Source organism: Pseudomonas sp. B14(2022) (assembly GCF_012030485.1).
Classification (GTDB): Bacteria; Pseudomonadota; Gammaproteobacteria; order Pseudomonadales; family Pseudomonadaceae; genus Aquipseudomonas.
Genome location: NZ_JAAUVM010000011.1, coordinates 169,089 through 194,779, shown reverse-complemented (window position 1 = coordinate 194,779; position 25,691 = coordinate 169,089). Strand labels below are relative to the sequence as shown.

21 protein-coding genes are annotated in these 25,691 nt (G+C 60.4%); 16 read left to right on the top strand and 5 right to left on the bottom strand.

Annotated features, from left to right (window positions below):
* The first annotated feature begins 271 nt into the window (after positions 1–271).
* From flgB to HCF10_RS18050, 5 genes are all read left to right on the top strand, one after another.
* The gene (flgB, locus tag HCF10_RS18070; RefSeq protein WP_003175633.1) at positions 272–679 is read left to right on the top strand and encodes a flagellar basal body rod protein FlgB; all 408 of its coding nucleotides are present in this window, start codon (positions 272–274) and stop codon (positions 677–679) included.
* A gap of 3 nt (positions 680–682) precedes the next feature.
* The gene (gene flgC / locus HCF10_RS18065) at positions 683–1,126 is read left to right on the top strand and encodes a flagellar basal body rod protein FlgC (RefSeq protein WP_024076985.1); all 444 of its coding nucleotides are present in this window, start codon (positions 683–685) and stop codon (positions 1,124–1,126) included.
* Positions 1,127–1,142: 16 nt separating this feature from the next.
* A complete protein-coding gene (gene flgD, locus HCF10_RS18060) occupies positions 1,143–1,868 on the top strand; it encodes a flagellar hook assembly protein FlgD (protein ID WP_131697779.1) in 726 nt (241 codons plus the stop codon).
* A 31-nt stretch (positions 1,869–1,899) separates the two neighbouring features.
* Positions 1,900–3,213 carry a flagellar hook protein FlgE gene (flgE, locus tag HCF10_RS18055; RefSeq protein ID WP_167656089.1) on the top strand — a complete coding sequence of 438 codons (1,314 nt, stop codon included), beginning with the start codon at positions 1,900–1,902 and terminating at the stop codon, positions 3,211–3,213.
* 166 nt (positions 3,214–3,379) lie between these two features.
* Positions 3,380–4,471 (top strand): hypothetical protein, encoded by a 1,092-nt coding sequence (locus HCF10_RS18050; RefSeq protein WP_145338709.1) that lies wholly within the window; start codon positions 3,380–3,382, stop codon positions 4,469–4,471.
* 109 nt (positions 4,472–4,580) lie between these two features.
* Here the strand turns inward: HCF10_RS18050 and HCF10_RS18045 are convergent, their stop codons facing one another.
* A complete protein-coding gene (locus HCF10_RS18045) occupies positions 4,581–7,475 on the bottom strand; it encodes a ribonucleoside-diphosphate reductase subunit alpha (protein ID WP_131697776.1) in 2,895 nt (964 codons plus the stop codon).
* Between the two features lie 736 nt (positions 7,476–8,211).
* On the opposite strand from HCF10_RS18045, the gene HCF10_RS18040 reads away from it, so the two are divergent.
* Entirely contained in the window at positions 8,212–8,937 is a 726-nt protein-coding gene (locus HCF10_RS18040) for a response regulator (protein WP_167656088.1), read from the top strand.
* A complete protein-coding gene (locus HCF10_RS18035; RefSeq protein WP_167656087.1) occupies positions 8,934–10,544 on the top strand; it encodes an ATP-binding protein in 1,611 nt (536 codons plus the stop codon). The genes HCF10_RS18040 and HCF10_RS18035 overlap by 4 nt, the downstream gene beginning before the upstream one ends.
* A gap of 10 nt (positions 10,545–10,554) precedes the next feature.
* Here the strand turns inward: HCF10_RS18035 and HCF10_RS18030 are convergent, their stop codons facing one another.
* A complete protein-coding gene (locus HCF10_RS18030; RefSeq protein ID WP_145338707.1) occupies positions 10,555–11,271 on the bottom strand; it encodes a 4'-phosphopantetheinyl transferase family protein in 717 nt (238 codons plus the stop codon).
* A 137-nt stretch (positions 11,272–11,408) separates the two neighbouring features.
* Between HCF10_RS18030 and HCF10_RS18025 the strand changes: the two genes are divergently transcribed.
* From HCF10_RS18025 to HCF10_RS18015, 3 genes are read left to right on the top strand one after another with little or no spacing between them, the layout of a single operon-like run.
* On the top strand, positions 11,409–11,717 hold the full coding sequence (locus HCF10_RS18025) for a hypothetical protein (RefSeq protein WP_131697772.1): 309 nt from the start codon (positions 11,409–11,411) through the stop codon (positions 11,715–11,717).
* 18 nt (positions 11,718–11,735) lie between these two features.
* On the top strand, positions 11,736–12,413 hold the full coding sequence (locus tag HCF10_RS18020) for a response regulator (protein WP_017138377.1): 678 nt from the start codon (positions 11,736–11,738) through the stop codon (positions 12,411–12,413).
* The gene (locus HCF10_RS18015; protein ID WP_167656086.1) at positions 12,410–13,756 is read left to right on the top strand and encodes an ATP-binding protein; all 1,347 of its coding nucleotides are present in this window, start codon (positions 12,410–12,412) and stop codon (positions 13,754–13,756) included. The genes HCF10_RS18020 and HCF10_RS18015 overlap by 4 nt, the downstream gene beginning before the upstream one ends.
* 138 nt (positions 13,757–13,894) lie before the next feature.
* Here HCF10_RS18015 and HCF10_RS18010 read toward each other — a convergent pair whose 3' ends face one another.
* Entirely contained in the window at positions 13,895–14,893 is a 999-nt protein-coding gene (locus HCF10_RS18010) for an AraC family transcriptional regulator (RefSeq protein WP_167656085.1), read from the bottom strand.
* A gap of 339 nt (positions 14,894–15,232) precedes the next feature.
* Between HCF10_RS18010 and HCF10_RS18005 the strand changes: the two genes are divergently transcribed.
* The 3 genes from HCF10_RS18005 (at position 15,233) to HCF10_RS17995 (ending at position 18,309) form a co-directional block, all read left to right on the top strand.
* Positions 15,233–16,564 (top strand): dicarboxylate/amino acid:cation symporter, encoded by a 1,332-nt coding sequence (locus HCF10_RS18005; protein ID WP_131697769.1) that lies wholly within the window; start codon positions 15,233–15,235, stop codon positions 16,562–16,564.
* 171 nt (positions 16,565–16,735) lie between these two features.
* On the top strand, positions 16,736–17,722 hold the full coding sequence (locus tag HCF10_RS18000; RefSeq protein WP_131697768.1) for an XdhC family protein: 987 nt from the start codon (positions 16,736–16,738) through the stop codon (positions 17,720–17,722).
* Complete coding sequence (locus tag HCF10_RS17995; RefSeq protein ID WP_167656084.1) at positions 17,722–18,309, top strand: nucleotidyltransferase family protein; 588 nt, start codon at positions 17,722–17,724, stop codon at positions 18,307–18,309. Before HCF10_RS18000 ends, HCF10_RS17995 begins: the two co-directional genes overlap by 1 nt.
* Before the next feature lie 75 nt (positions 18,310–18,384).
* On the opposite strand, the gene rne is transcribed toward HCF10_RS17995, so the two are convergent.
* On the bottom strand, positions 18,385–21,585 hold the full coding sequence (gene rne, locus HCF10_RS17990; protein WP_167656083.1) for a ribonuclease E: 3,201 nt from the start codon (positions 21,583–21,585) through the stop codon (positions 18,385–18,387).
* 767 nt (positions 21,586–22,352) lie between these two features.
* Between rne and rluC the strand changes: the two genes are divergently transcribed.
* The 3 genes from rluC to HCF10_RS17975 are packed head-to-tail and all read left to right on the top strand — an operon-like array spanning position 22,353 to position 24,966.
* Positions 22,353–23,312: a 23S rRNA pseudouridine(955/2504/2580) synthase RluC gene (gene rluC / locus HCF10_RS17985; RefSeq protein WP_131697765.1), complete on the top strand. Its 960-nt coding sequence runs from the start codon at positions 22,353–22,355 to the stop codon at positions 23,310–23,312.
* Positions 23,299–23,961 carry an HAD-IA family hydrolase gene (locus HCF10_RS17980; protein WP_167656082.1) on the top strand — a complete coding sequence of 221 codons (663 nt, stop codon included), beginning with the start codon at positions 23,299–23,301 and terminating at the stop codon, positions 23,959–23,961. The genes rluC and HCF10_RS17980 overlap by 14 nt, the downstream gene beginning before the upstream one ends.
* Positions 23,962–23,982: 21 nt before the next feature.
* Positions 23,983–24,966, top strand: coding sequence for a S49 family peptidase (locus HCF10_RS17975; protein ID WP_131697763.1), 984 nt, complete (start codon positions 23,983–23,985; stop codon positions 24,964–24,966).
* A gap of 87 nt (positions 24,967–25,053) precedes the next feature.
* Here the strand turns inward: HCF10_RS17975 and HCF10_RS17970 are convergent, their stop codons facing one another.
* Complete coding sequence (locus tag HCF10_RS17970) at positions 25,054–25,632, bottom strand: Maf family protein (protein ID WP_167656081.1); 579 nt, start codon at positions 25,630–25,632, stop codon at positions 25,054–25,056.
* Positions 25,633–25,691: the final 59 nt, after the last annotated feature.

Genomic DNA, 25,691 nt, shown 5'->3' with positions numbered 1-25,691 from the left:
CGATAGCGGTGTATCAGTGATAGAGACATCAACTGATCAACCGCTATCGGGGGCAAGCCCCCTCCCACATTTGTTTCTGCGACAAAGTTGAAGAAAGCGGCAAACCCCATTGCCGCTTTACTGGCGCCACGCGGAAGCCCATTGCCGCTTTTCTGGCATTGCCGCCCGGCAAGCTCCGCGCAACCCCTTGATTTACTGTGTTTTCAGATATTGGCATGCGCCTTGCTATAACCCTGTTAACGAACAGCAGGTCAGCCTAAAGGTTTCCGCCATGAGCATCAGCTTCGATAAAGCGCTCGGTATCCACGAACAAGCCCTGGGCTTCCGCGCCCAGCGTGCCGAAGTCCTGGCCAACAACATTGCCAACGCCGACACCCCGAACTACAAGGCTCGGGACCTGGACTTCTCCGCCGTGCTCGCCGCACAGCAGGACAAGACCAAGAACGGCACCTTCGCCTTGAACATGACCAATAGCCGTCATATCGAAGCGCAAGGCCTGAGCAGTGGGGACGAGTCGCTGCTGTATCGCACGCCGATGCAGCCGTCGATCGACCAGAACACCGTCGACGCCCAGCTGGAGCAATCGGCCTACGCCGAGAACTCTGTGAACTTTCAGGCCAGCTTTACCCTGCTCAACAGTAAATTCAAAGGGCTGATGTCAGCCCTGCGTGGAGAGTAAGCCATGTCCCTGTCCAGTGTTTTCAATATTGCCGGCAGTGGCATGAGCGCGCAGACCACGCGCTTGAACACCGTCGCCAGTAACATCGCCAACGCCGAGACCGTGTCTTCGAGCATCGACCAGACCTACCGCGCCCGTCACCCGGTGTTCGCCACCATGTTCCAGGGCGGCCAGAGCGGTGGCAGCGATTCGCTGTTCCAGAACCAGGATGCCGCCGGCCAGGGCGTGCAGGTGCTCGGTGTGGTCGAAGACCAGAGCAACCTCGAGGCCCGTTACGAGCCGAACCATCCTGCCGCGAACGAAAAGGGTTATGTCTATTACCCCAACGTCAACGTGGTCGAGGAAATGGCAGACATGATTTCCGCCAGCCGCTCGTTCCAGACCAACGCGGAAATGATGAACACCGCCAAAACCATGATGCAGAAGGTCCTGACCCTGGGTCAGTGATAAGGGGCGCCAAATAATGGCCATCGTTGATACCACGACCAATTCGGCAGTCCAGGACCTTTTTAACTCCAAGGTCAAGACCGCTACAGACAACACCACCGTCGCCGACGCTACCAAGACCGCGACGGGCAGCCAGTCCCTGGGCAAGGACGCGTTCCTGCAACTGCTGGTGACCCAACTGAAAAACCAGGACCCGCTGTCGCCTCAGGACAACGGCGCGTTCGTGGCTCAGCTGGCGCAATTCAGCAGCCTGGAAGGCATCAACACCCTGAACGACTCGGTGAATGCGATCTCCAGTAATTTCAGCTCGTCGCAAGCGCTGCAGGCATCGTCTCTGGTAGGGCGTTCGATCATCACCCAGACCAACAAGGCCTTGGTGGACACGAGCAAGAGCATGACCGGTTCGGTGGCGGTGACTGCGGCGACGGGCAACGTTGCCATCAAGATCACTGACAAAGACGGCAATGTGGTCCGCACCATAGATATGGGTGCCCAGAGTGCGGGTAACTCCGACTTCATCTGGGATGGCAAGAGCGACAACGGTGAGGTCGCCCCAGCCGGCACCTACACCTTTGCGGCGACGACCAAGAACGACAAGGGCGAATCGGTGGCCATGGCGACTTCGTTGCCGGCAACGGTGACCAGCGTGACGTTGAGCAAGACCGGCGGCGAAATGCTGCTGAACCTTGCAGGTGGCATGGGCAGCGTCAAGCTGTCGCAAATTCAGACTATCGGTACATAGAGCCGGCTAAATACGGCAGAGGGAGAGAAACATGTCTTTTAACATCGGCCTTAGCGGCCTCTATGCGGCCAACAAACAACTGGACGTGACCGGCAACAACATCGCCAACGTCGCGACCACTGGCTTCAAGTCGTCCCGTGCGGAATTCGCGGATATCTACGCCGCGTCCAAACTGGGCACCGGCCAGAACAGCATCGGCAACGGTGTGAACCTGGCAGCGGTGTCCCAACAGTTCACCCAGGGCGACGTCAACGGCAGTGGCGGCATCCTGGACATGGCGATCCAGGGCGGCGGCTTCTTCGTGCAGAAAGGTAGCGACGGCTCGCTGGAGTACACCCGCAGCGGTGCTTTCCGTGCCGATAAAGACGGCTATATCACCAACAATACCGGTACCTCGCGCTTGCAAGGCTACGCCGCGGACGATGAGGGCAAAATCATCAAGGGCGGTCTGACCGACCTGCAATTGAACCTGTCGAACCTGCCGCCGAAGGCGTCTACCAAGGTGGACTCCACCAGTAACCTGAACTCCTCGGAACCGGTGATCAACCAGACGCTCAAGCCATTCGACCCGACGGACACCAGTACCTTCACCACCCAGTACAGCACCACCTTGTACGATGCCCAAGGCAACGCACACCCGATGGTGCAATACCTGGTGAAAACAGACAGCAACAAGTGGAACGCCTACACCCTGATTGATGGCCGTAACCCAGACGGTTCGCCGCCGACGGGCGGCACCCCGGCCACCCCACCGGTACCGTCGACGCTGGCCTTTGACGGTTCGGGCGCGCTCACCAGTGTCACGACGGGCGGTGTGGCCAATAACACCCTGACCATTACCGGCTGGGTCCCCGGTACAGTGACCGCTGGTGTTTGGAAGGCAAACGGTGCGACGGCGAACCCAGCGGGAATCGCCATCAACATGGCCAACATCACCCAGCACAACTCGGCCAGCTACCGTAACCCTCCGATCACCGATGGCTACGCCACCGGCCAGATCACCGGCCTGAAAATCGACGGCAGCGGCGTACTGTTCGCCACGTTCAGCAACCAGCAGAGCAAGGCCATCGGTCAGATCTCCCTGGCCAGCTTCAACAACGAGCAAGGCTTGCAGCCATCGGGCGGCACCACTTGGAGAGAGACCTTCGCCTCGGGCCAGCCAGGTTACGATGCCCCGCAATCCGGTACCCTGGGTTCGATCGTGGCCAACTCCCTGGAGAACTCCAACGTCAATCTGACCAACGAGCTGGTGGACCTGATCAAGGCCCAGAGCAACTACCAGGCGAACGCCAAGACCATCTCCACCCAGAGCACCATCATGCAGACCATCATTCAGATGACCTGATGCTGTTGGTCTGACCCCCAAAAAGAAAGAACCCCTCGGCCGAGGGGTTTTTTTTTGCATTGATTTTTTGGAGGGGCTGCCTGCTCAAGAGGCCGCACGTTTTGATGGAACTGCCTACACCTTTTGCTCCACCCATTGGGCCATAGGTCTGTAAAGGGCGACGGCTATGTGGGGCGGATTGATATCGGGCAACAGGGATCAGGTGTATTGGCATGGTGGAACGGGTGCACCGCGCACCGAGGAAACCCAAGACAGCATAACTAAAGATAAGGACGCCGTTTTAACACTACTCAAGGAACTGGAGGAGGCTCAGAAAACCTCCAAGAACCAAACTGTTCAAGACTTGCGTGACAAGCTGAATGATTTGCGCAAGAAGTTGGGGGAGGAGAAGTTCAAGGAGATTATTGAGCAGCTAAAGAAAGACGCGCCTAACAGTTGGCTTGAGTTTATGAAGGCACTGTTTCCTGAGCTGTTTCCAGATGACGTATCTACTGATGCTGAATCGCAGGCAGGCCGCGGGGGAGGTGTCGGTGGTTCAGGTGGTGGCGGTGGTGGACGCGGTCGCTACGAGGGCGGGGGGGTAGACCGTGGGGGCTTAGCGTTAGGAGAGAGGATGGGTAACTTGCCGGTCACGGCGGGAACTCATCAAACCAATTTCGAGCCGGGTAGCTACAAACCTGGTGAAATGCCGAAAGATCTTTTTTCCGGTGCTTATCAGGGGCAAGCAGGCAATTGCGGAGCTATCTCGGCCTGTAAGGCGATGATTGCGCAGTATGGGCCGGCGGGTGTGTTTAAAGATATCAAGCGCGATTCGGCGGGCAATTATGATGTAACCCTCAAAGACGGCAAGCATGTCCGGGTTACACAAGCGCAGTACCGTGAGTCAGCAGCAAAGGCTCAACTATGGGGACAGGATCCCAAGTTGCTTGGGTTTATGAATCTTATGTTGGCCGTGAACAACGTTCAGGCAATGAACCAGCGTAACGATGGGGTTTCCGGGAGAAGTTTCAGCGAAGCCATTGACAGCATCAATGATGGGGAGTGGGCTAAGGAGACTTTTGATCGGTTGGGCTATAAAAATCTTGTTGAGAGAGTCAGTCCTTCTGAATTGGCCAGTGGCAGGCCCGGTACCTTGGACAACTCGACACATTCGGTGGCGGTAATGGGCCGTAGTGAGGATCGATGGGGTACGAGATTCCGCGATACACGCACTGATCCCAATTTGATTGCCTGGGGCTTTAAGCGGGGATATGCGTAAGTAAGAAGAGAGATTTTTTGCAAAAAAAAGCCCTCTGTAAGCCTGGTTGAAGTCCTGGACTTACAGGGGGCTGGCTGTTTCAGATAGTTAAACCTGAAAGTGCCTCATCTTATTGGCAAGCTTCGCAATCCGGCTCGTCGATCGCGCAGGCCTTTGGCACTGGCGCCGGGCCGGCCGGTGCGGCGAGCACCGAATCATCACCATGGTTGCCGCTGGAAACAGCGTTCAGCTTACCGGTGTTGATGGTCGATTTCTCGGTGCTGGTCGCGGCCAGGGCACGGAGGTAGTAAGTGGTTTTCAGGCCACGGTACCAGGCCATGCGGTAGGTCACGTCGAGCTTCTTGCCCGATGCGCCGGCGATGTACAGGTTCAGCGACTGAGCCTGGTCGATCCACTTCTGGCGTCGGCTGGCGGCGTCGACGATCCACTTGGTGTCCACTTCGAACGCCGTCGCGTAGAGCTCTTTGAGTTCCTGCGGGATGCGCTCGATCTGCTGCACGGAACCGTCGTAGTACTTCAGGTCGTTGATCATGACCGAGTCCCACAGGCCGCGGGCTTTCAGGTCGCGGACCAGGTACGGGTTGATCACGGTGAATTCGCCCGACAGGTTCGATTTCACATACAGGTTCTGGTAGGTCGGTTCGATCGACTGCGATACGCCAGTGATGTTGGCGATGGTCGCGGTCGGTGCGATGGCCATGATGTTGGAGTTACGAATGCCTTTCTGCACACGGGCACGTACCGGTGCCCAGTCCAGGGATTCGTTCAGGTCAACGTCGATGTACTTCTGGCCACGCTGCTCGATCAGGATCTGTTGCGAATCCAGCGGCAGGATGCCCTTGGACCACAGCGAGCCCTGGAACGTCTCGTAGGCGCCGCGCTCGTCGGCCAGGTCGCAGGAAGCCTGGATCGCGTAGTAGCTGACCGCTTCCATGGACTTGTCGGCGAACTCGACCGCCGCATCCGAACCGTAAGGAATGTGCTGCAGGTACAACGCGTCCTGGAAGCCCATGATGCCGAGGCCGACCGGACGGTGCTTGAAGTTGGAGTTCTGCGCCTGTGGCACCGAGTAGTAGTTGATGTCGATAACGTTATCGAGCATGCGTACGGCGGTGTTGACGGTGCGCTCCAGCTTGGCGGTGTCCAGCTTGCCGTTGACGATGTGGTTCGGCAGGTTGATCGAGCCCAGGTTGCAAACGGCGATCTCGTCCTTGTTGGTGTTCAAGGTGATCTCGGTGCACAGGTTCGAGCTGTGGACCACGCCCACGTGCTGCTGCGGGCTGCGCAGGTTGCATGGGTCCTTGAAGGTCAGCCATGGGTGGCCGGTTTCGAACAGCATGGACAGCATCTTGCGCCACAGGTCTTTGGCCTGGATGGTCTTGAACAGCTTGACCTTGCCAGGGTACTCGGTGAGGGCTTCGTAGTACTCGTAGCGCTCTTCGAAGGCCTTGCCGGTCAGGTCGTGCAGGTCCGGCACTTCGGATGGCGAGAACAGGGTCCACTTGCCGTCATCGAAGACGCGCTTCATGAACAGGTCAGGGATCCAGTTGGCGGTGTTCATGTCGTGGGTACGACGACGGTCATCACCGGTGTTCTTGCGCAGCTCGATGAACTCTTCAATGTCCATGTGCCAGGTTTCCAGGTAGGCACACACTGCGCCTTTGCGCTTGCCGCCCTGGTTGACCGCTACGGCGGTGTCGTTCACGACTTTCAGGAACGGTACAACGCCCTGGGACTTGCCGTTGGTGCCCTTGATGTACGAACCCAGTGCACGCACTGGTGTCCAGTCGTTGCCCAGGCCACCGGCGAATTTGGACAACATGGCGTTGTCGTGGATCGCGTGGTAGATGCCCGACAGGTCATCCGGCACGGTGGTCAGGTAGCAGCTCGACAGCTGTGGACGCAGGGTGCCGGCGTTGAACAGGGTCGGTGTGGACGACATGTAGTCGAAGGACGACAGCAGGTTGTAGAACTCGATTGCGCGGTCTTCTTTGTGCTTCTCTTCGATCGCCAGGCCCATGGCCACACGCATGAAGAACACTTGCGGCAGTTCGAAGCGGATACCGTCCTTGTGGATGAAGTAACGGTCGTACAGGGTTTGCAGGCCCAGGTAGGTGAACTGCTGATCGCGCTCGTGGTTGATCGCCTTGCCGAGTTTTTCCAGGTCGAAGGTGGCCAGGACCGGGTTCAGCAATTCGAATTCGATACCCTTGGCGATATAGGCAGGCAGCGCCTTGGCGTACAGGTCGGCCATTTCGTGGTGGGTGGCGCTGTCGGCCACGCCCAGGAAGCCCAGACCTTCGGCACGCAGGGTGTCCATCAGCAGGCGCGCGGTCACGAACGAGTAGTTCGGCTCGCGTTCAACCAGGGTACGGGCGGTCATCACCAGGGCGGTGTTGACGTCGGTCAGGGCCACGCCGTCGTACAGGTTCTTCAGGGTTTCGCGCTGGATCAGGTCACCGTCGACTTCTTCCAGGCCTTCGCAGGCCTCGGTGATGATGGTGTTCAGGCGGCCCAGGTCCAACGGGGCAAAGCTGCCGTCGGCCAGGGTGATGCGGATCGAGGGGTGCGCTTGCACGGCGGCTTCTTCGGCCGGGGTGCGGACGGCACGTTCCTTGGCGCGCGAATCGCGGTAGATCACGTAGTCGCGGGCCACTTTCTGCTCGCCGGCACGCATCAGGGCCAGTTCGACCTGGTCCTGGATTTCTTCGATGTGGATGGTGCCGCCCGACGGCATGCGACGCTTGAAGGTCGCGGTGACCTGTTCGGTCAGGCGGGCAACGGTGTCGTGGATGCGCGACGAGGCAGCAGCGGTGCCGCCTTCAACTGCAAGAAACGCTTTGGTGATAGCGACGGTGATTTTGTCATCGGTGTAAGGAACGACAGTGCCGTTACGCTTGATCACGCGCAATTGGCCAGGTGCAGTGGCGGACAGATCCATATTCGAATCAGCGGCCTGCGGCACGGAGCCTTGCGGGTTCTCGCGAGTTGTGTCGGTTTGCATGGGGGGTTGTCTCCACATTTCTATATTTATTTGGGCACCATCACGGTGCCCACCGTTCCGTCCTGAAGCACTTACAGCAGGCCTGGGCCTGGCATAACAACTTCGGGACAGGAGGAAGGGAGCTGATCGCGCCGCTTCCATGCCGAAGTCTTCGGTTCGGGGCTCAAACGCCCTTGGCCGTATTCCTGGTGGGTGACAGTTGCCAGGTTCAAGCACTGCAACACCCGTACCGTTTTCCGCTGTTGGAGCTGGAAAACGGCTGCCATCCGCTTGAGCGGTTTGGGCTTTCAAAAAATGCTTGGATTAGACCAAACAGGAGCAAGAAAGGGCTTGAGTTTCTTGTCTGATTTGTGTTGGGTCTTTTCGCTGAAAACCCTACATGTAGGGTTTTTTTAGCGCCGAGCTACAAGATAATGCGTTTTGGGGGGCTTAGCAACGTACTGCCTGTGGATAACGTTGTGGGTAAAATGTGTATGAAACGTGGAACACCCGTGTAGGCCGCAGCACTGCTGGATTCGGCCGTTTGTCACTGAATATTCCAAGTTGAAAACAGCCGGTTGGATTTTTGAGGGCGCGAACCCTATCACAGAAAAGCGCGATCACCGAATGGATTTCCCGGCTTGTGCGAGTGGGCTTGACCATGGCTACAATCGGCCTTTGTTATGCCCTCAAAACATTACAAATAAGGTGTGGCCTGCTCGGCCAACGCATCCCTTTATAACAACGAGGTTCACCCGTGGAGCAAGAAGCCTGGCAAATCCTGATCGTCGAGGACGACGAGCGACTCGCCGAGTTGACCCGCGATTACCTGGAGAGCCACGGCCTGCGGGTCTGCGTGGAAGGTGATGGCGCCCTCGCCGCGGCGCGGATCGTCGCCGAGCAACCGGACCTGGTGATCCTCGATCTGATGCTGCCCGGCGAAGACGGCCTGAGCATTTGCCGCAAAGTGCGCGAACGCTACGACGGCGTGATCCTGATGCTCACCGCCCGCACCGACGACATGGACCAGGTGCTCGGCCTGGACATGGGTGCCGACGACTACGTGTGCAAACCGGTGCGCCCGCGCCTGTTGCTCGCGCGTATCCAGGCCCTGTTACGCCGCAGTGAGGCGGCGGAACCCGCCAGCGTGGAAAGCCAGCGGCGCCTGCAATTCGGCCCGCTGGTGGTGGACAACGCCCTGCGCGAAGCCTGGCTGCAGGGTGAAGGTATCGAGTTGACCAGTGCCGAGTTCGACCTGCTGTGGCTGCTGGTGGCGAATGCCGGGCGGATCCTGTCCCGCGAAGAAATCTTTATCGCCCTGCGCGGCATAGGCTACGACGGCCAGGACCGCTCCATTGATGTGCGCATCTCACGGATTCGCCCGAAAATCGGCGATGACCCGATCCACCCACGGCTGATAAAGACCATCCGCAGCAAAGGCTATCTGTTCGTCCCTGAAGCCGCTGCCGATATGCCGTTGTGAACTCGATCTTCCTGCGTATCTATGGCGGCATGTGCGCGGCGCTGATTCTGGTGGCGCTGCTCGGCGTGCTGGCCCTGCACCTGCTCAACGAGGTGCGCAGTGGCCAATACCGCGAGCGCCTGGCCCACGGCACCTTTGCCTTGATGGGCGATAACCTGCAGCCCATGAGCGCCATCGAGCGCCAGCGCGCCCTGGCGGTGTGGGAGCGTTTGCTCGGTATTCCCCTGGAATTACGCAGCCTCACCGATGCCCAGTTGGACCTCAGCCAGCGCACGCGCCTGCAACGCGGCCAGGTGTTGGTGGAGCAGACCGGCCCCCACGCTGCCCGGGTGTTGCGCCTGGTCAGCGATAAGGAACAGTGGGTGCTTACGGGAGAGGTGCAGCAGATCAGCGAGCAACTGGCCCGCGCGACCATTTACCTGCTGGCCGACGAATTGGTGCGATTCCCCGTGGCCGAGCAGCCGCAACGGCTGGCGGATATAAAGGAAGCCAAGGGCTTTGGTTTCGAAATGCACCTGATGACCCTCGATCAGGCTGATATGGACGACGACCAACGCCGCCGCGTATCGGAGGGCGATACGGTCATGGCCCTGGGCAAGGGCGGCGATTCGATCCGCGTGTTTGCCGGTATGGTCGGAACACCCTGGGTGCTGGAGCTCGGCCCGCTGTATCAGATGAGTCCGTACCCGGCGCAATGGCTGGTCCTGATCGCCTTGATCGGCCTGACCCTGATCGGCCTGATTGTCTATTTATTGGTGCGTCAGCTTGAACGCAGGCTTCGAGGCCTGGAAGCCGCCGCCACGCGCATCGCCAAAGGCAATCTCGAGGTGCGTGTGCCAGCCCGGGGTGCCGACTCGGTGGGGCGCCTGGCGGCGGCCTTTAATGGCATGGCCGAGCACCTGCAGCAACTGCTGGCAATCCAGCGCGAACTGGTGCGCGCGGTGTCCCATGAACTGCGCACACCGGTGGCACGCCTGCGCTTCGGCCTGGAGATGATCGGCGACGCTGCCACGCCTGAAGCGCGGAGAAAGTACCTGGAAGGCATGGACAGTGATATCCAGGATCTCGATGGGCTGGTGGATGAAATGCTCACTTACGCAAGGCTTGAGCAGGGTGCGCCGGCGTTGATTTTCCAACGGGTTGACCTCGATGCGCTGCTTGACCAGGTGATAGGCGAATTATCGCCACTGCGTCCGCAGGTGAACGTGGCCAGGGGTATTTGCCTGTCGTCGGCACATTGGGACGACGCTTGGGTCGATGCCGAGCCGCGCTACTTGCACCGCGCCCTGCAAAACCTGGTGAGCAACGCCATGCGCCACGCTCAGGGCCAGGTGCTGATCAGTTATCAGGTGGGCCAGGTGCGCTGTCGCATTGATGTGGAGGACGACGGACCCGGTGTACCGGAAAGTGCCTGGGAGCGTATCTTCACCCCGTTCCTGCGCCTGGACGACAGCCGCACACGTGCCTCGGGCGGGCACGGGCTGGGGTTGTCGATTGTGCGGCGCATCATTTATTGGCACGGCGGACGGGCGTTGATCAGCAAGAGCAACAACCTGGGCGGAGCGTGCTTCAGCCTGAGTTGGCCCCGGGATCAAGATAAACTCTGATGGCGGTGTATCAAGCGCTGATGGCAACCAGGCTCAACAACTGCCCCTCATTCAGCGCAAACTGTGCGGTAAGGGCCTTGCCGTGGCACCACTCGCTGGACAGGTCGGTGAGCAAGCGCAAGCGCACATGCCCGGCCTCCGACCACTCCAGCACCTCGGCATGCTCAAAATAGAAGCGCTTCTGCACGATCGGGTAGAGCGCCTTGAACAAACTCTCCTTGACCGAAAACGTCAGCGTCACCAGCAAGGCGATCTGCTCTCGCGGCAGGTCAGCCATACGCTGCAGTTCTTGCGCAGTCAGAATCTCCCCGGCCAGGCGCTCTGCCCGTTCCAGGCTCAGTACATTCTCCAGGTCCATCCCCAGCCCGCGCCATTGCGCCTTGTGCCCGACAATCGCGGCAGCATGCCCGGTGCTGTGGGTAATGGAGCCACTGATATGGGCGGGCCACACCGGTGCGCGGTCTTCGCCGATCGCCGGGATGCAGTTAATGTGATCGAGCTGTTGCAGGGCCGCGCGCGCGCACAGGCGGCCGGCGAGAAACTCGGCCTGACGCTTGGCCACCGAGCGCTGGATGCTTGCCGGTGGCGGCACGGCGCAGTGCTGGAAGTCGCCGGGTGCCAGCAATGCGGGGTCGAACCGAGTGCTGAGAAACACCGTGCCCGGCAAGGGGTCGGGCAGCGGCCAATGGGCGTCGAGTGGGGTGCAGCAAGCGGGTAGGGGCGTCATGGGGCGGTATTTTGCCGAGTTGATGCACAAGAGGATAGCCCGCCGTGGTTCAGGTGAGGTTCAGAGCCTGTTCAGGGGGAGTTCAGGGGCGCCTGCGTAGTCTGGCCTCACAGCCAAACGCGTAATGAGGTAACACCATGACTGCGATCAAAAAGCTGATGTTGGCGTTAACCATGCTCAGTGCTACCGCTGGGGTTCAGGCCTCCGAGGGTGCCTTTGCTGCATTCGGCCGTGAGAAAACCAAGAAATCCAGCATCGTGATGCAGCGTGTCAGTATCGAAGACGTCGGCAGTCAGCCCGCGCCCTGGGGCCAGTCTCTGGGCCAGGCCACCCCGCAGCCGAGCTATCGCGCCGGCTATGAACACCTGACCGGCCAGTTCAACGGCATTAAACTGCGCCCGCAAGACCTGCAGGGCCGCTATGATATCCCTCTGTCGGACAGTTGATTTGCTTTGGAGAGCCTTATGAAATTGCTGGTGGTGGAAGATGAGGCGCTGCTGCGTCATCACCTGTTTACCCGCCTGACCGACAGCGGCCACGTGGTCGAAGCCGTGGCCAATGCCGAAGAGGCCCTGTACCAGACCGGTCAATTCAACCATGACCTGGCGATCATCGACCTGGGCCTGCCTGGCATGGGCGGCCTGGACCTGATCCGCCAACTGCGCAGCCAGGCCAAGACCTTTCCGATCCTGATCCTCACCGCGCGCGGCAACTGGCAGGACAAGGTCGAAGGCCTGGCCGCCGGTGCCGACGACTACGTGGTCAAGCCGTTCCAGTTCGAAGAGCTGGAGGCGCGGATGAACGCCTTGCTGCGCCGCTCCAGCGGGTTTACCCAGTCGACCATCGTCGCCGGGCCCTTGCTGCTGGACCTCAATCGCAAGCAAGCGTCCCTCGATGAACAGCCCCTGGCATTGACCGCCTATGAATATCGCATCCTCGAATACCTGATGCGCCATCACCAGCAGGTCGTCGCCAAGGACCGTCTGATGGAGCAGCTCTACCCCGACGACGATGAGCGCGATCCGAATGTGATTGAAGTGCTGGTCGGCCGCCTGCGCCGCAAGCTGGAAGGCCCGGCGGGGTTCAAGCCGATCGACACCGTGCGCGGCCTGGGCTACCTGTTCAATGAGCGCTGCCGTTGATTCGCTCGCTACGTGTGCGCTTGATGCTGGCGGCCGCCACCCTGGCCGTGCTGTTTATGCTGGGCCTGTTGCCCGCCATGCAGGGCGCGTTCAGCCTGGCATTGCAGGATTCCATCGAGCAGCGCCTGGCGTCGGACGTCACCACACTGATCTCCGCCGCGCGGGTGGAAAACAATCGCCTGCAGATGCCGGCGCAGTTGCCGGATGAACGCTTCAACCTCACCGATAGCCGGTTGCTCGGCTATATCTATGACCGCGAAGGCCACCTGGTGTGGCGTTCGCGGGCAACCCGGGACGAAAACATCAACTATAAGCCGCGCTATGACGGGCGCGGCAACGAGTTTGCGCGGATTCGCGAGGCCGACGGTCAGGAGTTCTTCGTCTACGACGTCGAGGTCAAGCTGCTTGGCGGCAAGAGTGCGGCGTTCAGTATCGTGGCCCTGCAACCGGTGCGCGAATACCAATTGACCCTCGAAGGCCTGCGCGAAAACCTTTACCTGGGCTTCGGCGCGGCACTTCTGGTACTGCTGACGTTGCTGTGGTTGGGCCTGACCTGGGGCCTGCAAGCCCTGCGGCGGTTGAGCCAGGAGCTTGACCAGATCGAAGGCGGTACCCGCGAAAGCCTCTCCGAACAACACCCTCGCGAATTGCTGCGTCTCACGGGCTCCCTTAACCGCCTGCTGCACAGCGAGCGCGAGCAGCGAACGCGTTACCGAGATTCCCTCGATGACCTGGCCCACAGCCTGAAAACGCCGCTCGCTGTGTTGCAAAGCGTGAGCGAAGACATGGCGCAACGCCCGGAAGATCGTGATCAGGCCTGGGTGCTGCAATCCCAGATCGAGCGCATGAGCCAGCAGATCAGCTACCAGTTGCAGCGTGCGAGCCTGCGCAAAAGCGGCCTGGTGCGCCATCAGGTGCGCCTGGAGCCGGTGTTGCAAAGCCTCTGCGATACCCTGGGCAAGGTCTACCGCGACAAGGCCGTCACGGCGGCCTTTGAGTTGCCGGACGAATGCGATGTACCGATCGAGAAGGGCGCCCTGCTTGAATTGCTCGGCAACCTGCTGGAAAACGCCTATCGGCTGTGCCTGAGTGAAGTGCGCATCAGCCTGGTTGAAAATCCTGAAGGCATTGAGTTGTGCATCGAGGACGACGGCCCCGGAGTGCCGCCGGACCAGCGTGCCCGGATTCTGCAACGGGGCGAGCGCTTGGACCGTCAGCATCCGGGGCAGGGGATCGGGTTGGCGGTGGTCAAGGACATCATAGAAAGCTACGGCGCGCGACTGACGCTGGGGGATTCACCGCTGGGTGGCGCGGCGTTCAAGATTCACTTTCCGTCTGTGTGATCTTTGGTGGCTGGGCTGGCCCTATCGGGGGCAAGCCCCCTCCCACAGTTTGAATTTATTCACGCATCAGACTTTGTAAACACAGTCAAAGGTGGGAGGGGGCTCGCCCCCGATGAGGCCCTCACAAACGACGCAGCGCTAACTCTCCTGCGCCCGATAGTCTCCCGGTGTCAGCCCCGTCCACTTCTTGAACGCCCGATGAAACGCCGACGGTTCGGAGAACCCCAACTGCTCGGCGATCTCCTGCAAGGACAGATCCGCCCGCCCCAGGTGGTAGATGGCGATGTCCCGCCGCAATTCATCCTTGAGCGCCTGAAAGCTGGTGCCTTCTTCGCGCAAATGTCGACGCAGGGTTTGCGGGCTGACGTGCAAGTGCCGAGCGACGGCTTCCAGGTCTGGCCAAGGCGGGCGGTCGCGGCTTAACAACCGGCGTAACTGGCTGCTCAAGCTGTCTCCTTCATCCGGGCGTGACAGCAGGTCGGCGGGGGAGCGCTCAAGGAAATGCTTGAGGGTGCGCTCGTCCTGCAACAGCGGCAGGCTCAGGTAGCGGGCGGGAAACACCAGGCTGCTGTGCGGGGCACCGAACACCTGGGCGCAGGGAAATAGCAGGTCATATTCAGCGGCGTGGGTCGGCATCGGGTAGCTGAACGTGGCCTGGTGCAAACGAATGCGCTGGCCGATCAGCCAACTGCCCAGGCGGTGCCAGATCACCAGCAGGCATTCGCTGAGGAAGTGATCCGGGTCCCACAGTTGAGAATCATCCAGGATCAAACGGGCCATTTCGCCTTCCCGTGTCAGATGCCAGCGCGGGCCTTGTGGGAATAGGCTGTAAAATAACAAGCCGCGCTCCAGAGCCTTCTCCAGGGTGCGGCAGTGGATCAGCGCATGGCACATCATGGCGAAGGTGCCGCGTTTGCTCGGCCCGTCGGCGAACCCCAGGTATTCATCGTCCAGTGCCAGCCAGAGCATTTGCAGCAGCCGGGTAAATTGCTCGGGTGCAATGCGGGCGCGGGGTTCGGTCAACAGTTCCGGGGTGATACCCAGCTGTTGCAACAGGCCCGAATAGTCGTAACCGGCTCGACGCGCACCGCCGAGGGCTGCCCGGGCGTAATGACTGGCGATGGTACGTTCACGCATGCGGGGCCCTCGTCCATGGAATGGCGGATGGTAGTCATCCCCTGGCAGGGCGACAAGGCGGATATCCGCCAAATTGTAGGACGGGATTGGGCGGTGCGGCGGAAATCCGCCAGCTGATTCGGCACTTTAGTGGGTGCTTTAAAATCCGCAGCCCTGATGTCTTAAGGCCCTCAGGGATTTTCAGCAAAGTGGCACGGCGTTTGCGATAAGGATTACAGCGCAGGCCTGGTCCTACAGGCTTCGCAAACAACAAATCCCTCCAGTGCAGGAGGGTTCGCAATTCAAGTGTCGTGGGCAATGGCGGATATTTGCCACACGGGACGATTGAGGAATTTTGCAATGACGACTCGTCAGCCAATCTACAAATCCCTGTATTTCCAGGTGATCGTTGCAATCGTTATCGGTATTTTGCTCGGTCATTTCTACCCGCAGACCGGTGTGGCGCTCAAGCCACTGGGTGACGGCTTCATCAAGCTGATCAAAATGGTCATTGCCCCGATCATCTTCTGCACCGTTGTCAGCGGCATCGCCGGCATGCAAAGCATGAAATCGGTCGGCAAAACCGGCGGCTATGCGCTGCTGTACTTCGAAATCGTTTCCACCATCGCACTGCTGATCGGCCTGATTGTGGTGAACGTTGTGCAACCGGGCGCCGGTATGCACATCGACGTAGCGACCCTGGACGCCTCCAAAGTCGCGGCCTACGTCACTGCCGGTAAAGACCAGAGCATCGTTGGCTTTATCCTTAATGTGATTCCTAACACCATCGTCGGCGCCTTCGCCAACGGCGACATCCTGCAAGTGCTGATGTTCTCGGTGATCTTCGGTTTCGCCCTGCATCGCCTGGGTGCCTACGGCAAGCCGGTGCTGGACTTCATCGATCGCTTCGCCCACGTGATGTTCAACATCATCAACATGATCATGAAGCTCGCGCCAATCGGTGCCCTGGGCGCCATGGCGTTCACCATCGGTGCCTACGGCGTAGGTTCCCTGGTGCAGTTGGGCCAGCTGATGATCTGCTTCTACATCACTTGCCTGCTGTTCGTGCTGGTGGTGCTGGGCGGTATCTGCCGCGCTCACGGTTTCAGCGTGATCAAACTGATCCGCTACATCCGTGAAGAGCTGTTGATCGTACTGGGTACTTCTTCCTCCGAGTCCGCACTGCCACGCATGCTGATCAAGATGGAGCGTCTGGGTGCAAAGAAATCCGTAGTAGGCCTGGTGATCCCGACCGGCTACTCCTTCAACCTCGACGGTACCTCGATCTACCTGACCATGGCTGCCGTGTTCATCGCTCAGGCGACTGACACCCACATGGACATCACCCACCAGATCACCCTGCTGCTGGTGCTGCTGCTGTCTTCCAAAGGCGCTGCTGGCGTGACTGGTAGCGGCTTCATCGTACTGGCTGCCACCCTGTCGGCTGTCGGCCACCTGCCGGTTGCCGGCCTGGCGCTGATCCTGGGTATCGACCGCTTCATGTCCGAAGCCCGTGCGCTGACCAACCTGGTAGGTAACGCCGTTGCCACCCTCGTTGTGGCCAAGTGGGTCAAGGAACTGGACACCGACCAACTGCAAAGCGAGTTGGCTTCCGGTGGTCGCGGTATCTCCGACACCCGTGAAGAAGATGACCTGGGCGTGGCCGAAGGCCCTGCACCGGTGATCAAGTAAGCCGCTGATGGCGTGAACCCACGCTGACAGCTATTCGCAAACGCCCCGACTGGTTCGGGGCGTTTGCGTTTGTGTGGGATTACTTTTTTGGAATATTTTGACTTACAGTCAATGACTCGATGAAATTCGCGCCACGCGGTACGTTCCAAACGCAGACTGGCAGGAGAAGTTATGGACAGCGTTGATTTAAATGTCCTGCGCAGCGTGCTCGAATGGCGCCGCGCCGGGCAGCAAGTGGTGTTGTATAGCGTTGTGCAGACGTGGGGCAGCGCGCCGCGTCCACCGGGCGCCATGTTGGCCTTGCGTGGTGACGGCGTGGTTATTGGGTCGGTATCCGGCGGTTGTATCGAGGACGACTTGATCGCCCGTTTGCAGGATGGCCGTCTGGCCCATGACGGGCCACCGGTGCAGTTGGTGACCTACGGTGTGACGCGCGATGAGGCGGCGCGTTTTGGCTTGCCGTGTGGCGGTACGCTGCGCCTCACCGAAGAGCGTGTGGACGATTGGGCATGGGTAACGGAGTTGCTCGCACGCTGTGAGGCCCATGAAATTGTCGCGCGCGAACTGGACCTTGCGACGGGCCGAGTGAGCCTGAGCAGTGCGAACAAGACCGATGTGGTCACCTTCGATGGCGAACGCCTGCGGGCTATCTATGGCCCGCGCTGGCGCCTGTTGTTGATCGGTGCCGGGCAACTGTCGCGCTACGTGGCGGAAATGGCGCGCCTGCTGGATTTCGAAGTACTGATATGCGATCCGCGTAGCGAGTTTGTCTACGGCTGGGAAGAGCAGCACGGCCGCTTCGTGCCGGGTATGCCTGATGAGGCGGTGCTGAATATCCAAACCGACGAGCGCACGGCCATTGTCTGCCTGACTCATGACCCGCGCCTTGACGATATGGCGTTGCTGACGGCGCTGAACTCCAGTGCCTTCTACATCGGCGCGCTGGGTTCGCGGGTCAATAGCCAGAAGCGTCGTGAGAACCTGGCTGCGTTGGGTTTGTCGACGGACGCGATTGCGCGTTTACATGGGCCGATTGGCCTGCATATCGGTAGCCATACGCCGGCGGAGATCGCCTTGTCGTTGATGGCGGAAATTGTCGCTATCAAGAACGGCGTGGCGCCGATGCAGAAAAAGCCCCTCCCGGTGGTTGCTGAGTAATGCTGACGGCGATTGTTTTGGCGGCGGGGCAGGGCAGCCGGTTCCGAGCCGAGGCGGGGGCTGACCAGGATAAGTTGCTGGCCGATTGCGTGGGCCGTGATGGCGTGATGCGTCCGGTGATCGAGCAGGTATTGGTGAATTTGCCGGATAGCCTGGTGGCGCGCTGGCTGGTGACCTCGCCGGATCGCACGGAGGTCATTCGGTTGGCCGAAGCGTACGGCTGCCAGGTCTTGCTGCTGCAGCCAGCCGGCATGGGTGAAAGCATCGCCGCAGCCGTCGCGGCCAGTGCGTCGGCGGATGGCTGGCTGGTGGTCTTGGGGGATATGCCGTTTATCCAATCATCGAGCATTGAACGAGTGATTGAAGTGCTGGAGGAGGATGGCATCAGCGTGCCGGTGCAGGCGGGTGAATATGGGCATCCGGTGGCCTTTGGTCGCGCTTTGGGTTCGGACTTGATGGCGCTGACCGGTGATCGTGGAGGCAAGCCATTGTTCGCACGTGCCAGGGTTCGGGAAGTGCAGGTGGAGGATGCGGGGGTTCTGTGGGATGTAGATCTGCCGAAACGGTTGAGTTTTAGCGCGGACTAAATTTGATCTTCGCTGTTATCGGCATAAAAAAGCCCCGCCTGATCACTCAGGCGGGGCTTTTAGTGGCTGATGGAATCAGGCGAGGGGTTTAGGCTCGTGTTCTTCTTCCAGGGCCTTGTGCTCTACCACTTCTTCAGCAGCAGCATGCTCAACCACGGTTTCAGCAACCGGGGCTGGCGCCTCGACAGCTTCGACTACGGCTGGGGCGGCAGCAGCAGCAGCGGCGGCAGCTGCCTCAGCTTCCTTGCGACGACGACGCACTTCACGTGGGTCGTTCGGCGCACGGCCGTTTTCGGTCAGGGCGCTGGCCGGTGCGGCTTCTACCACTGGTGCTTCGACTTCGGCTACCACCGGTGCTTCAACAACCACTGGTGCAGCCTCGACAGCTGGCGCAGGCTCGGCAACCACTGCTTCGGCAACCGGCGCAGGCGCTTCTTCTACCACGGGGGCAGGCGCTGGTGCTTCAACCGGGGCGGCAGGTTCGGCAGTCCACTGGAAGGCGGTCTGTTCTTCGCGAACTTCACGCACTGCCGGGGCAGCTTCTTCGACAGCCGGCGCTTCAGCAGCGGCTTCAACCACTGGCTGAGGCTCAACAACCGGAGCGGGTTCTACCGCAATCACTTCGGTTTCTGGCTGGGCGTCGTGGGTCGGTGCCACTTCCACTTCCGGAACCACTGGGGCTTCGATAGGGGTAGTTGCTTCAACGACTGGTGCTTCAACCACTGGGGTCTCGGCAACTGGCGTTTCAACGGCAGTGGTTTCTTCGACAGCGGCAGTCGCGCGTTCAGCCTGTTCGTTAGCCTGGGCTTCAGCAGGTGCGCTGATCACAGAGCTGGCAACCGCTGCGGTAACGGCCAGGCCGGCAGCCAGTTCGGCAGCGGTCGGTTCGTTGGTGGCGCCTTCTGCGTTCTCGCCGGCCTCTTCCGAGCCTTCGATCACATTGCCATTGGCATCACGCTGACGCTCACGACGGTTGCTGCGACGACGCTGGCCACGGGAGCGGCGGCGTGGACGATCGCCTTCGGCGTTGTCCTGGCCGTCTTCCTGCAGTTGCTCTTCGCCGGTCAGTACTTCTTCTTCGCTGGCTGCAGCGGCTTGCTCGGCACGTGGTTGACGCTCTTCACGCGGTGGGCGCGGCTGGCGCTCTTCACGTGGCGCACGCTCTTCGCGCGGCTGGCGAGCCGGACGCTCTTCAGCGGCAGTGGCTGCAGCACCTGCAACGGCAGGGGCGGCATCCAGTGGCTCGCGCAGTTCACGCACACGTTCTTCACGCTCGCCACGCGGCTTGCGATCTTCACGCGGAGCGCGTGGGGTACGTGGTGCGCGCTCTTCACGCGGTGCACGTTCTTCACGGGCCACGGCCGGGGTTTCTTCACGCGCTTCGCGAGGTGCACGCTCTTCACGTGGTGCGCGCTCTTCGCGAGGCGCACGTTCTTCACGCGGCTTGCGCTCTTCGTCACGGCGACCGTTGCGGTTACGGCTCTGCTGGCGACCGTTACGACGTTCTTCGTTACGCGCCGGGCGTTCGGTTGCAGGTTTTTCAACCACAACCGGTGCCGCAGGCTCTTCCTTGGTGGCGAACAGGCTGACCAGCGACTTCACCAGGCCCTTGAACAGGCTTGGCTCAGGCAGGGCGGCCGGTGCGGCAACCGGGGCGGCGGTTTCAACCGGAACCGGTGCGTTGGCACGGGCCGGCGCGGTCTTCACGGCAGCTTCCTGGCGCACCAGGGTGCGGGTCGCGGCGGCTGGCTGGACTTCTTCCACTTCGGCAGCGGCAGCAGCGATTTCGTAGCTGGTCTGGCCGCTGTGGGCTTCCGGGCTGTCATCACGCAGGCGCTGCACTTCGAAGTGCGGGGTCTCGAGGTGATCGTTCGGCAGGATCACGATACGGGCACGGGTGCGCAGTTCGATCTTGGTGATCGAGTTACGTTTTTCGTTGAGCAGGAAAGCGGCAACCGGGATCGGCACTTGTGCGCGGACTTCGGCGGTGCGGTCTTTCAGGGCTTCTTCTTCGATCAGGCGCAGGATCGCCAGGGACAGCGATTCAACGTCACGGATGATGCCGGTGCCGTTGCAACGCGGGCAGACGATGCCGCTGCTCTCGCCCAGGGATGGACGCAGGCGCTGACGGGACATTTCCAGCAGGCCGAAGCGTGAGATGCGCCCGACCTGTACGCGGGCACGGTCGGCTTCCAGGCATTCGCGGACTTTCTCTTCCACGGCGCGCTGGTTCTTGGCTGGGGTCATGTCGATGAAGTCGATCACGATCAGGCCGCCGATGTCACGCAGGCGCAGCTGGCGGGCGATTTCTTCAGCCGCCTCCAGGTTGGTCTGCAGGGCGGTTTCTTCGATGTCGCTACCCTTCGTGGCACGCGCCGAGTTGATGTCGATGGACACCAGGGCTTCGGTCGGGTCGATCACGATGGAGCCGCCGGAAGGCAGTTCGACGACACGCTGGAAAGCGGTTTCGATCTGGCTTTCGATCTGGAAACGGTTGAACAGCGGTACGCTGTCTTCGTACAGCTTGATCTTGCTGGCGTACTGCGGCATCACCTGGCGGATGAAGGTCAGGGCTTCGTCCTGGGCTTCAACGCTGTCGATCAGCACTTCGCCGATGTCCTGGCGCAGGTAATCGCGGATGGCGCGGATGATCACGTTGCTTTCCTGGTAGATGAGGAACGGCGCGGAACGATCCAGGGAGGCTTCTTTGATGGCGGTCCACAGTTGCAGCAGGTAGTCGAGGTCCCACTGCATTTCTTCGCTGCTGCGGCCCAGGCCGGCAGTACGCACGATCAGGCCCATGTCGGCCGGTGCGATCAGGCCGTTCAGCGCTTCACGCAGTTCGTTGCGCTCTTCGCCTTCGATGCGACGGGAGATGCCGCCGGCACGTGGGTTGTTCGGCATCAGCACGAGGTAACGGCCGGCCAGGCTGATGAAGGTGGTCAGGGCGGCGCCCTTGTTGCCACGTTCTTCTTTTTCGACCTGAACGATGACTTCCTGGCCTTCGCTCAGGACGTCCTTGATGTTCACGCGGCCTTCGGGGGCTTTCTTGAAGTACTCGCGGGAGATTTCTTTGAGGGGCAGGAAGCCGTGGCGCTCGGAGCCGAAATCGACAAAGGCAGCCTCAAGGCTTGGTTCGATGCGAGTAATACGGCCTTTATAGATGTTGGCCTTCTTTTGCTCGCGTGCACCGGACTCAATGTCCAGGTCGTAGAGGCGTTGGCCATCTACCAGTGCAACACGCAACTCTTCGGGTTGAGTTGCGTTAATCAGCATTCTTTTCATGTTGTACCGTCGGTTTCCGGGCTGCCGGAAACGGCGTTCGGCACACACGACTTCTCACGGTCGGTGTCAGGTGCGTCAAGAGTGGTTGGCCACTCCAGTGTCCAGCAAAATCGGCCAATTGGGCCGGTATCGCGACGGACGCGTCCTGCTTGTTAGCGGTGGTGACAAAGGCACCACTTCAACAAAAGCTAAGGTCAGGAGGAGGAATCAACCGGCGACTGTGGACGAGATGAAGCGTCTAAATATAAGCCTAGTGCTACACGGTCCGACGGTTGTGCATCTCCACCCTACACGTATCCCTGATAATTCGGGTGCTGCCGCGCGCAGAATCCGCAGCGGGTTGGCATTTACCGTGTTCTCCAATGGGGAGTCCACGCTCATGGCTAAACAAGACTGAGTGTGGGCGACTGCGCTCCCACTCAGCTCTTAACAGGCGTTGTTTCCGAAGCATTCGCCGTGGTCCGGCTCAAGACTGACTGCACTTTGTGAACTGGCCGTAAATATCGGCGCAGAACGCGAGTATTCACTCTGCTTTCTGCACTCGCTTCAGGCCTCATGTCACCTGCGCTTGTTACAATCTCAAGCCTTCCAGGGTGGCGAACGCCCCGTAGGACGGCCTCGCGTCCTGATGAATTGCGATGGTCAGGGCCGGCAGTTTGCCGCTAGTCCTCTGTCCAGGCCGCTTTTGGCGGCGTTCGCGACTATAGCAGCAATGATTAAGTGCTTCAATTCCATAAAAAATTGTTATCATCGCCGCCATGACGACTACCGCCCCCCAGACCCCCAGCGTCCAGCTGCTTGAGGTCTCGCCGGAATATGCCGGCCAACGCATCGATAATTTTCTCCTGGCCAGGCTCAAGGGTGTGCCCAAGACCTTGATCTACCGCATCTTGCGCAAAGGCGAAGTGCGCGTGAACAAGGGGCGCATCAAGCCTGAGTACAAGTTGCAGGCGGGCGATATTGTCCGTGTGCCGCCGGTGCGCGTGCCTGAGCGCGACGAACCTGTGCCCCTGGCCCAGGGCCTGTTGCAGCGCCTTGAGGCGTCGATTGTCTTCGAAGACAACAAGCTGATCGTGATCAACAAGCCTTGCGGTATTGCGGTTCACGGTGGCAGCGGCCTGAATTTCGGCGTGATCGAAGCCTTCCGTCAGTTGCGCCCGGATTGCAAGGAGCTGGAGCTGGTCCACCGCCTGGACCGCGACACCTCCGGCCTGTTGATGATCGCCAAGAAACGCAGCATGTTGCGCCACCTGCACACCGCCCTGCGCGGCGATGGCGTGGATAAGCGCTATATGGCGCTGGTGCGCGGCAACTGGGCCAGCTCTATCAAGAGCGTCCGTGCGCCGCTGCAGAAGAGCAACCTGCGCTCCGGCGAGCGCATGGTCGAAGTGGACGAGGAGGGCAAAGAAGCCCTCACCCTGTTCAAGGTACTGCGTCGCTTCGGCGACTTCGCCACCCTGGTCGAGGCCAAGCCGGTGACGGGGCGTACCCACCAGATTCGCGTGCACACCCTGCATGCGGGCCACTGCATTGCTGGCGATACCAAGTACGGTGATGAAGGTTTCTCCAAGGAAATCCGCGACCTGGGCGGCAAGCGCCTGTTCCTGCACGCCTACATGCTCACCGTGCCGCTGCCTGACGGCGGCGAGCTGAAGCTGCAGGCGCCGGTCGATGAGATGTGGGCCAAGACCGTGGAGCGCTTGAGTGTCGCACCTTGACTATAAGCTGCTGATTTTCGATTGGGACGGCACCCTGTGTAATTCCATTGGTCGGATTGTCGAGTCGATGCACAGGGCTTCGACCCGCTCGGGCTTTGAGTTGTGCACTGACCTGCAGGTCAAGGGCATTATCGGCCTGGGCTTGCCTGAGGCGATCCGTACCTTGTATCCCCAGATCAGCGACGCTGAGCTGGTGACGTTCCGCGACCATTACGCGGATCACTACATTGCACTGGAAGCCACGCCTTCGCCGTTGTTCGACGGTGTGCTGCAGTCTCTGGAGGCTTTTCGCGCCCAGGGCTATCACCTGGCCGTCGCCACCGGCAAGGCCCGTCGTGGGCTGGACCGGGTGCTCAAAGCGCACGATTTTGAAGATTATTTCGACATCACCCGCGCCGCGGATGAAACCGCCAGCAAACCTCACCCTCTGATGCTGGAGCAGATCCTTGCCCATTGCGGCGTTTCGCCGCGACAGGCACTGATGGTGGGCGATGCCTCCTTCGACCTGATGATGGCGCGCAACGCCGGTGTGGACAGCGTGGCCGTCAGCTATGGTGCCCAGTCCGCTGAGGCGTTGCAGCAATACGAGCCTAGGGTCACGATTGATCATTTTTCTAAATTGCAGGCCTGGCTCGGTCGGGCTCAATAAGTCTTTGCTGGGGTTGATGGCATGAGTGACGAGTGGAAAGCGCCTGAAAAGGCTGAAAGCGGTGACGACAAGAGCTGGAAACTGCTGGAGAAGACGCTCCTGGCTGGCGTCCAGGAGCAGCGTCGTGCGCGGCGCTGGGGGATTTTCTTCAAGTTGCTGACCTTCACTTACCTATTGCTCATGCTGGCGCTGTTCAGCCCGCTGATGGACATGGAAAAGAGTGCGACCCGTGGCGCCAACTACACCGCATTGATCGAAGTGCGTGGGGTGATTGCCGACAAGGAACCTGCCAGCGCCGACAATATCGTCAGCAGCCTGCGTGCTGCGTTTGAAGACCCCAAGGTCAAGGGCGTGATCCTGCGCATCAACAGCCCAGGCGGCAGTCCGGTGCAATCGGGTTATGTGTATGACGAGATTCGCCGCCTGCGTGGCCTGCACCCGGATATCAAGCTGTACGCGGTGATTTCCGACCTGGGGGCCTCGGGCGCGTATTACATTGCCAGTGCCGCTGACCAGATCTACGCCGACAAGGCCAGCCTGGTGGGCTCCATTGGTGTGACCGCGGCCGGTTACGGGTTTGTTGGCACTATGGAGAAGCTGGGTGTTGAGCGCCGCACCTACACCTCGGGCGAGCACAAGTCGTTCCTTGATCCGTTCCAGCCGCAAAAGGCCGATGAAACCCAGTTTTGGCAGGGGGTGCTCGATACCACCCATCGCCAGTTCATCGCCAGCGTGAAGCAGGGGCGTGGGGATCGCCTGAAGGATAAAGAGCATCCGGAGTTGTTCTCCGGGTTGGTGTGGTCGGGCGAGCAAGCATTGCCGCTGGGGCTGATCGATGGCTTGGGCAGTGCCAGCCTGGTGGCGCGGGATGTGATTGGCGAGAAAGAGCTGGTGGACTTCACCGTTGAAGAGTCGCCGTTTGATCGTTTCTCCAAGAAGCTCGGTGCCAGCGTGGCTGAGAAGCTGGCGCTGTATATGGGCTTCCAGGGCCCGACGCTGCGCTAATATCTCAAGTCTGTCGTAGATCAAAATGTGGGAGGGGCGGTGCGACGATTCGACTTGCCCCCTCCCACATTTGGTTTAGCGGTGTTCTTAAGGGATTTGCACGCCTTCGCTGAGTAGCATGTCCACCAAGCGAATCAGCGGTAAGCCGACGAGGCTGGTCGCGTCCGGCCCTTCGGTGCTCTGGAAGAGGCTCACGCCCAGCCCTTCCGCCTTGAAGCTGCCCGCGCAGTCATACGGCTGCTCTATACGCAGGTAGCGCTCGATGCGCGCTGCATCCAGCTCGCGCATTTGCACAGTGAAAGGCACGCAGTCCACCTGGCAGTGCCCGGTCTCGCTGTTCAGCAGGGCCAGGCCGGTGAGGAAGCTGACACGCTTGCCACTGGCGGCCAATAACTGCTCGCGCGCATTTTCGAACGTGTGGGGCTTGCCGATGATACGGCCTTCCAGCGCGGCGACCTGGTCTGAGCCGATGATCAGGTGTCCTGGGTGGCTGGCGGCGAGGGCGCGGGCCTTTGCTTCGGCCAAGCGCTTGACCAGCTCGATGGCAGACTCATTTGCAGCGTGGCTTTCGTCGATATCCGGCGAGCTGCAGATGAATGGCAGGTGCAGGCGACTGAGCAATTCCCGGCGATAAACCGAGCTGGAAGCGAGTAATAAAGGCAGCATATACGTCTCCTCAAGGCGGCCGCCGATTCTAGCGGGGCGACCGGCCGACGCACAGGGCT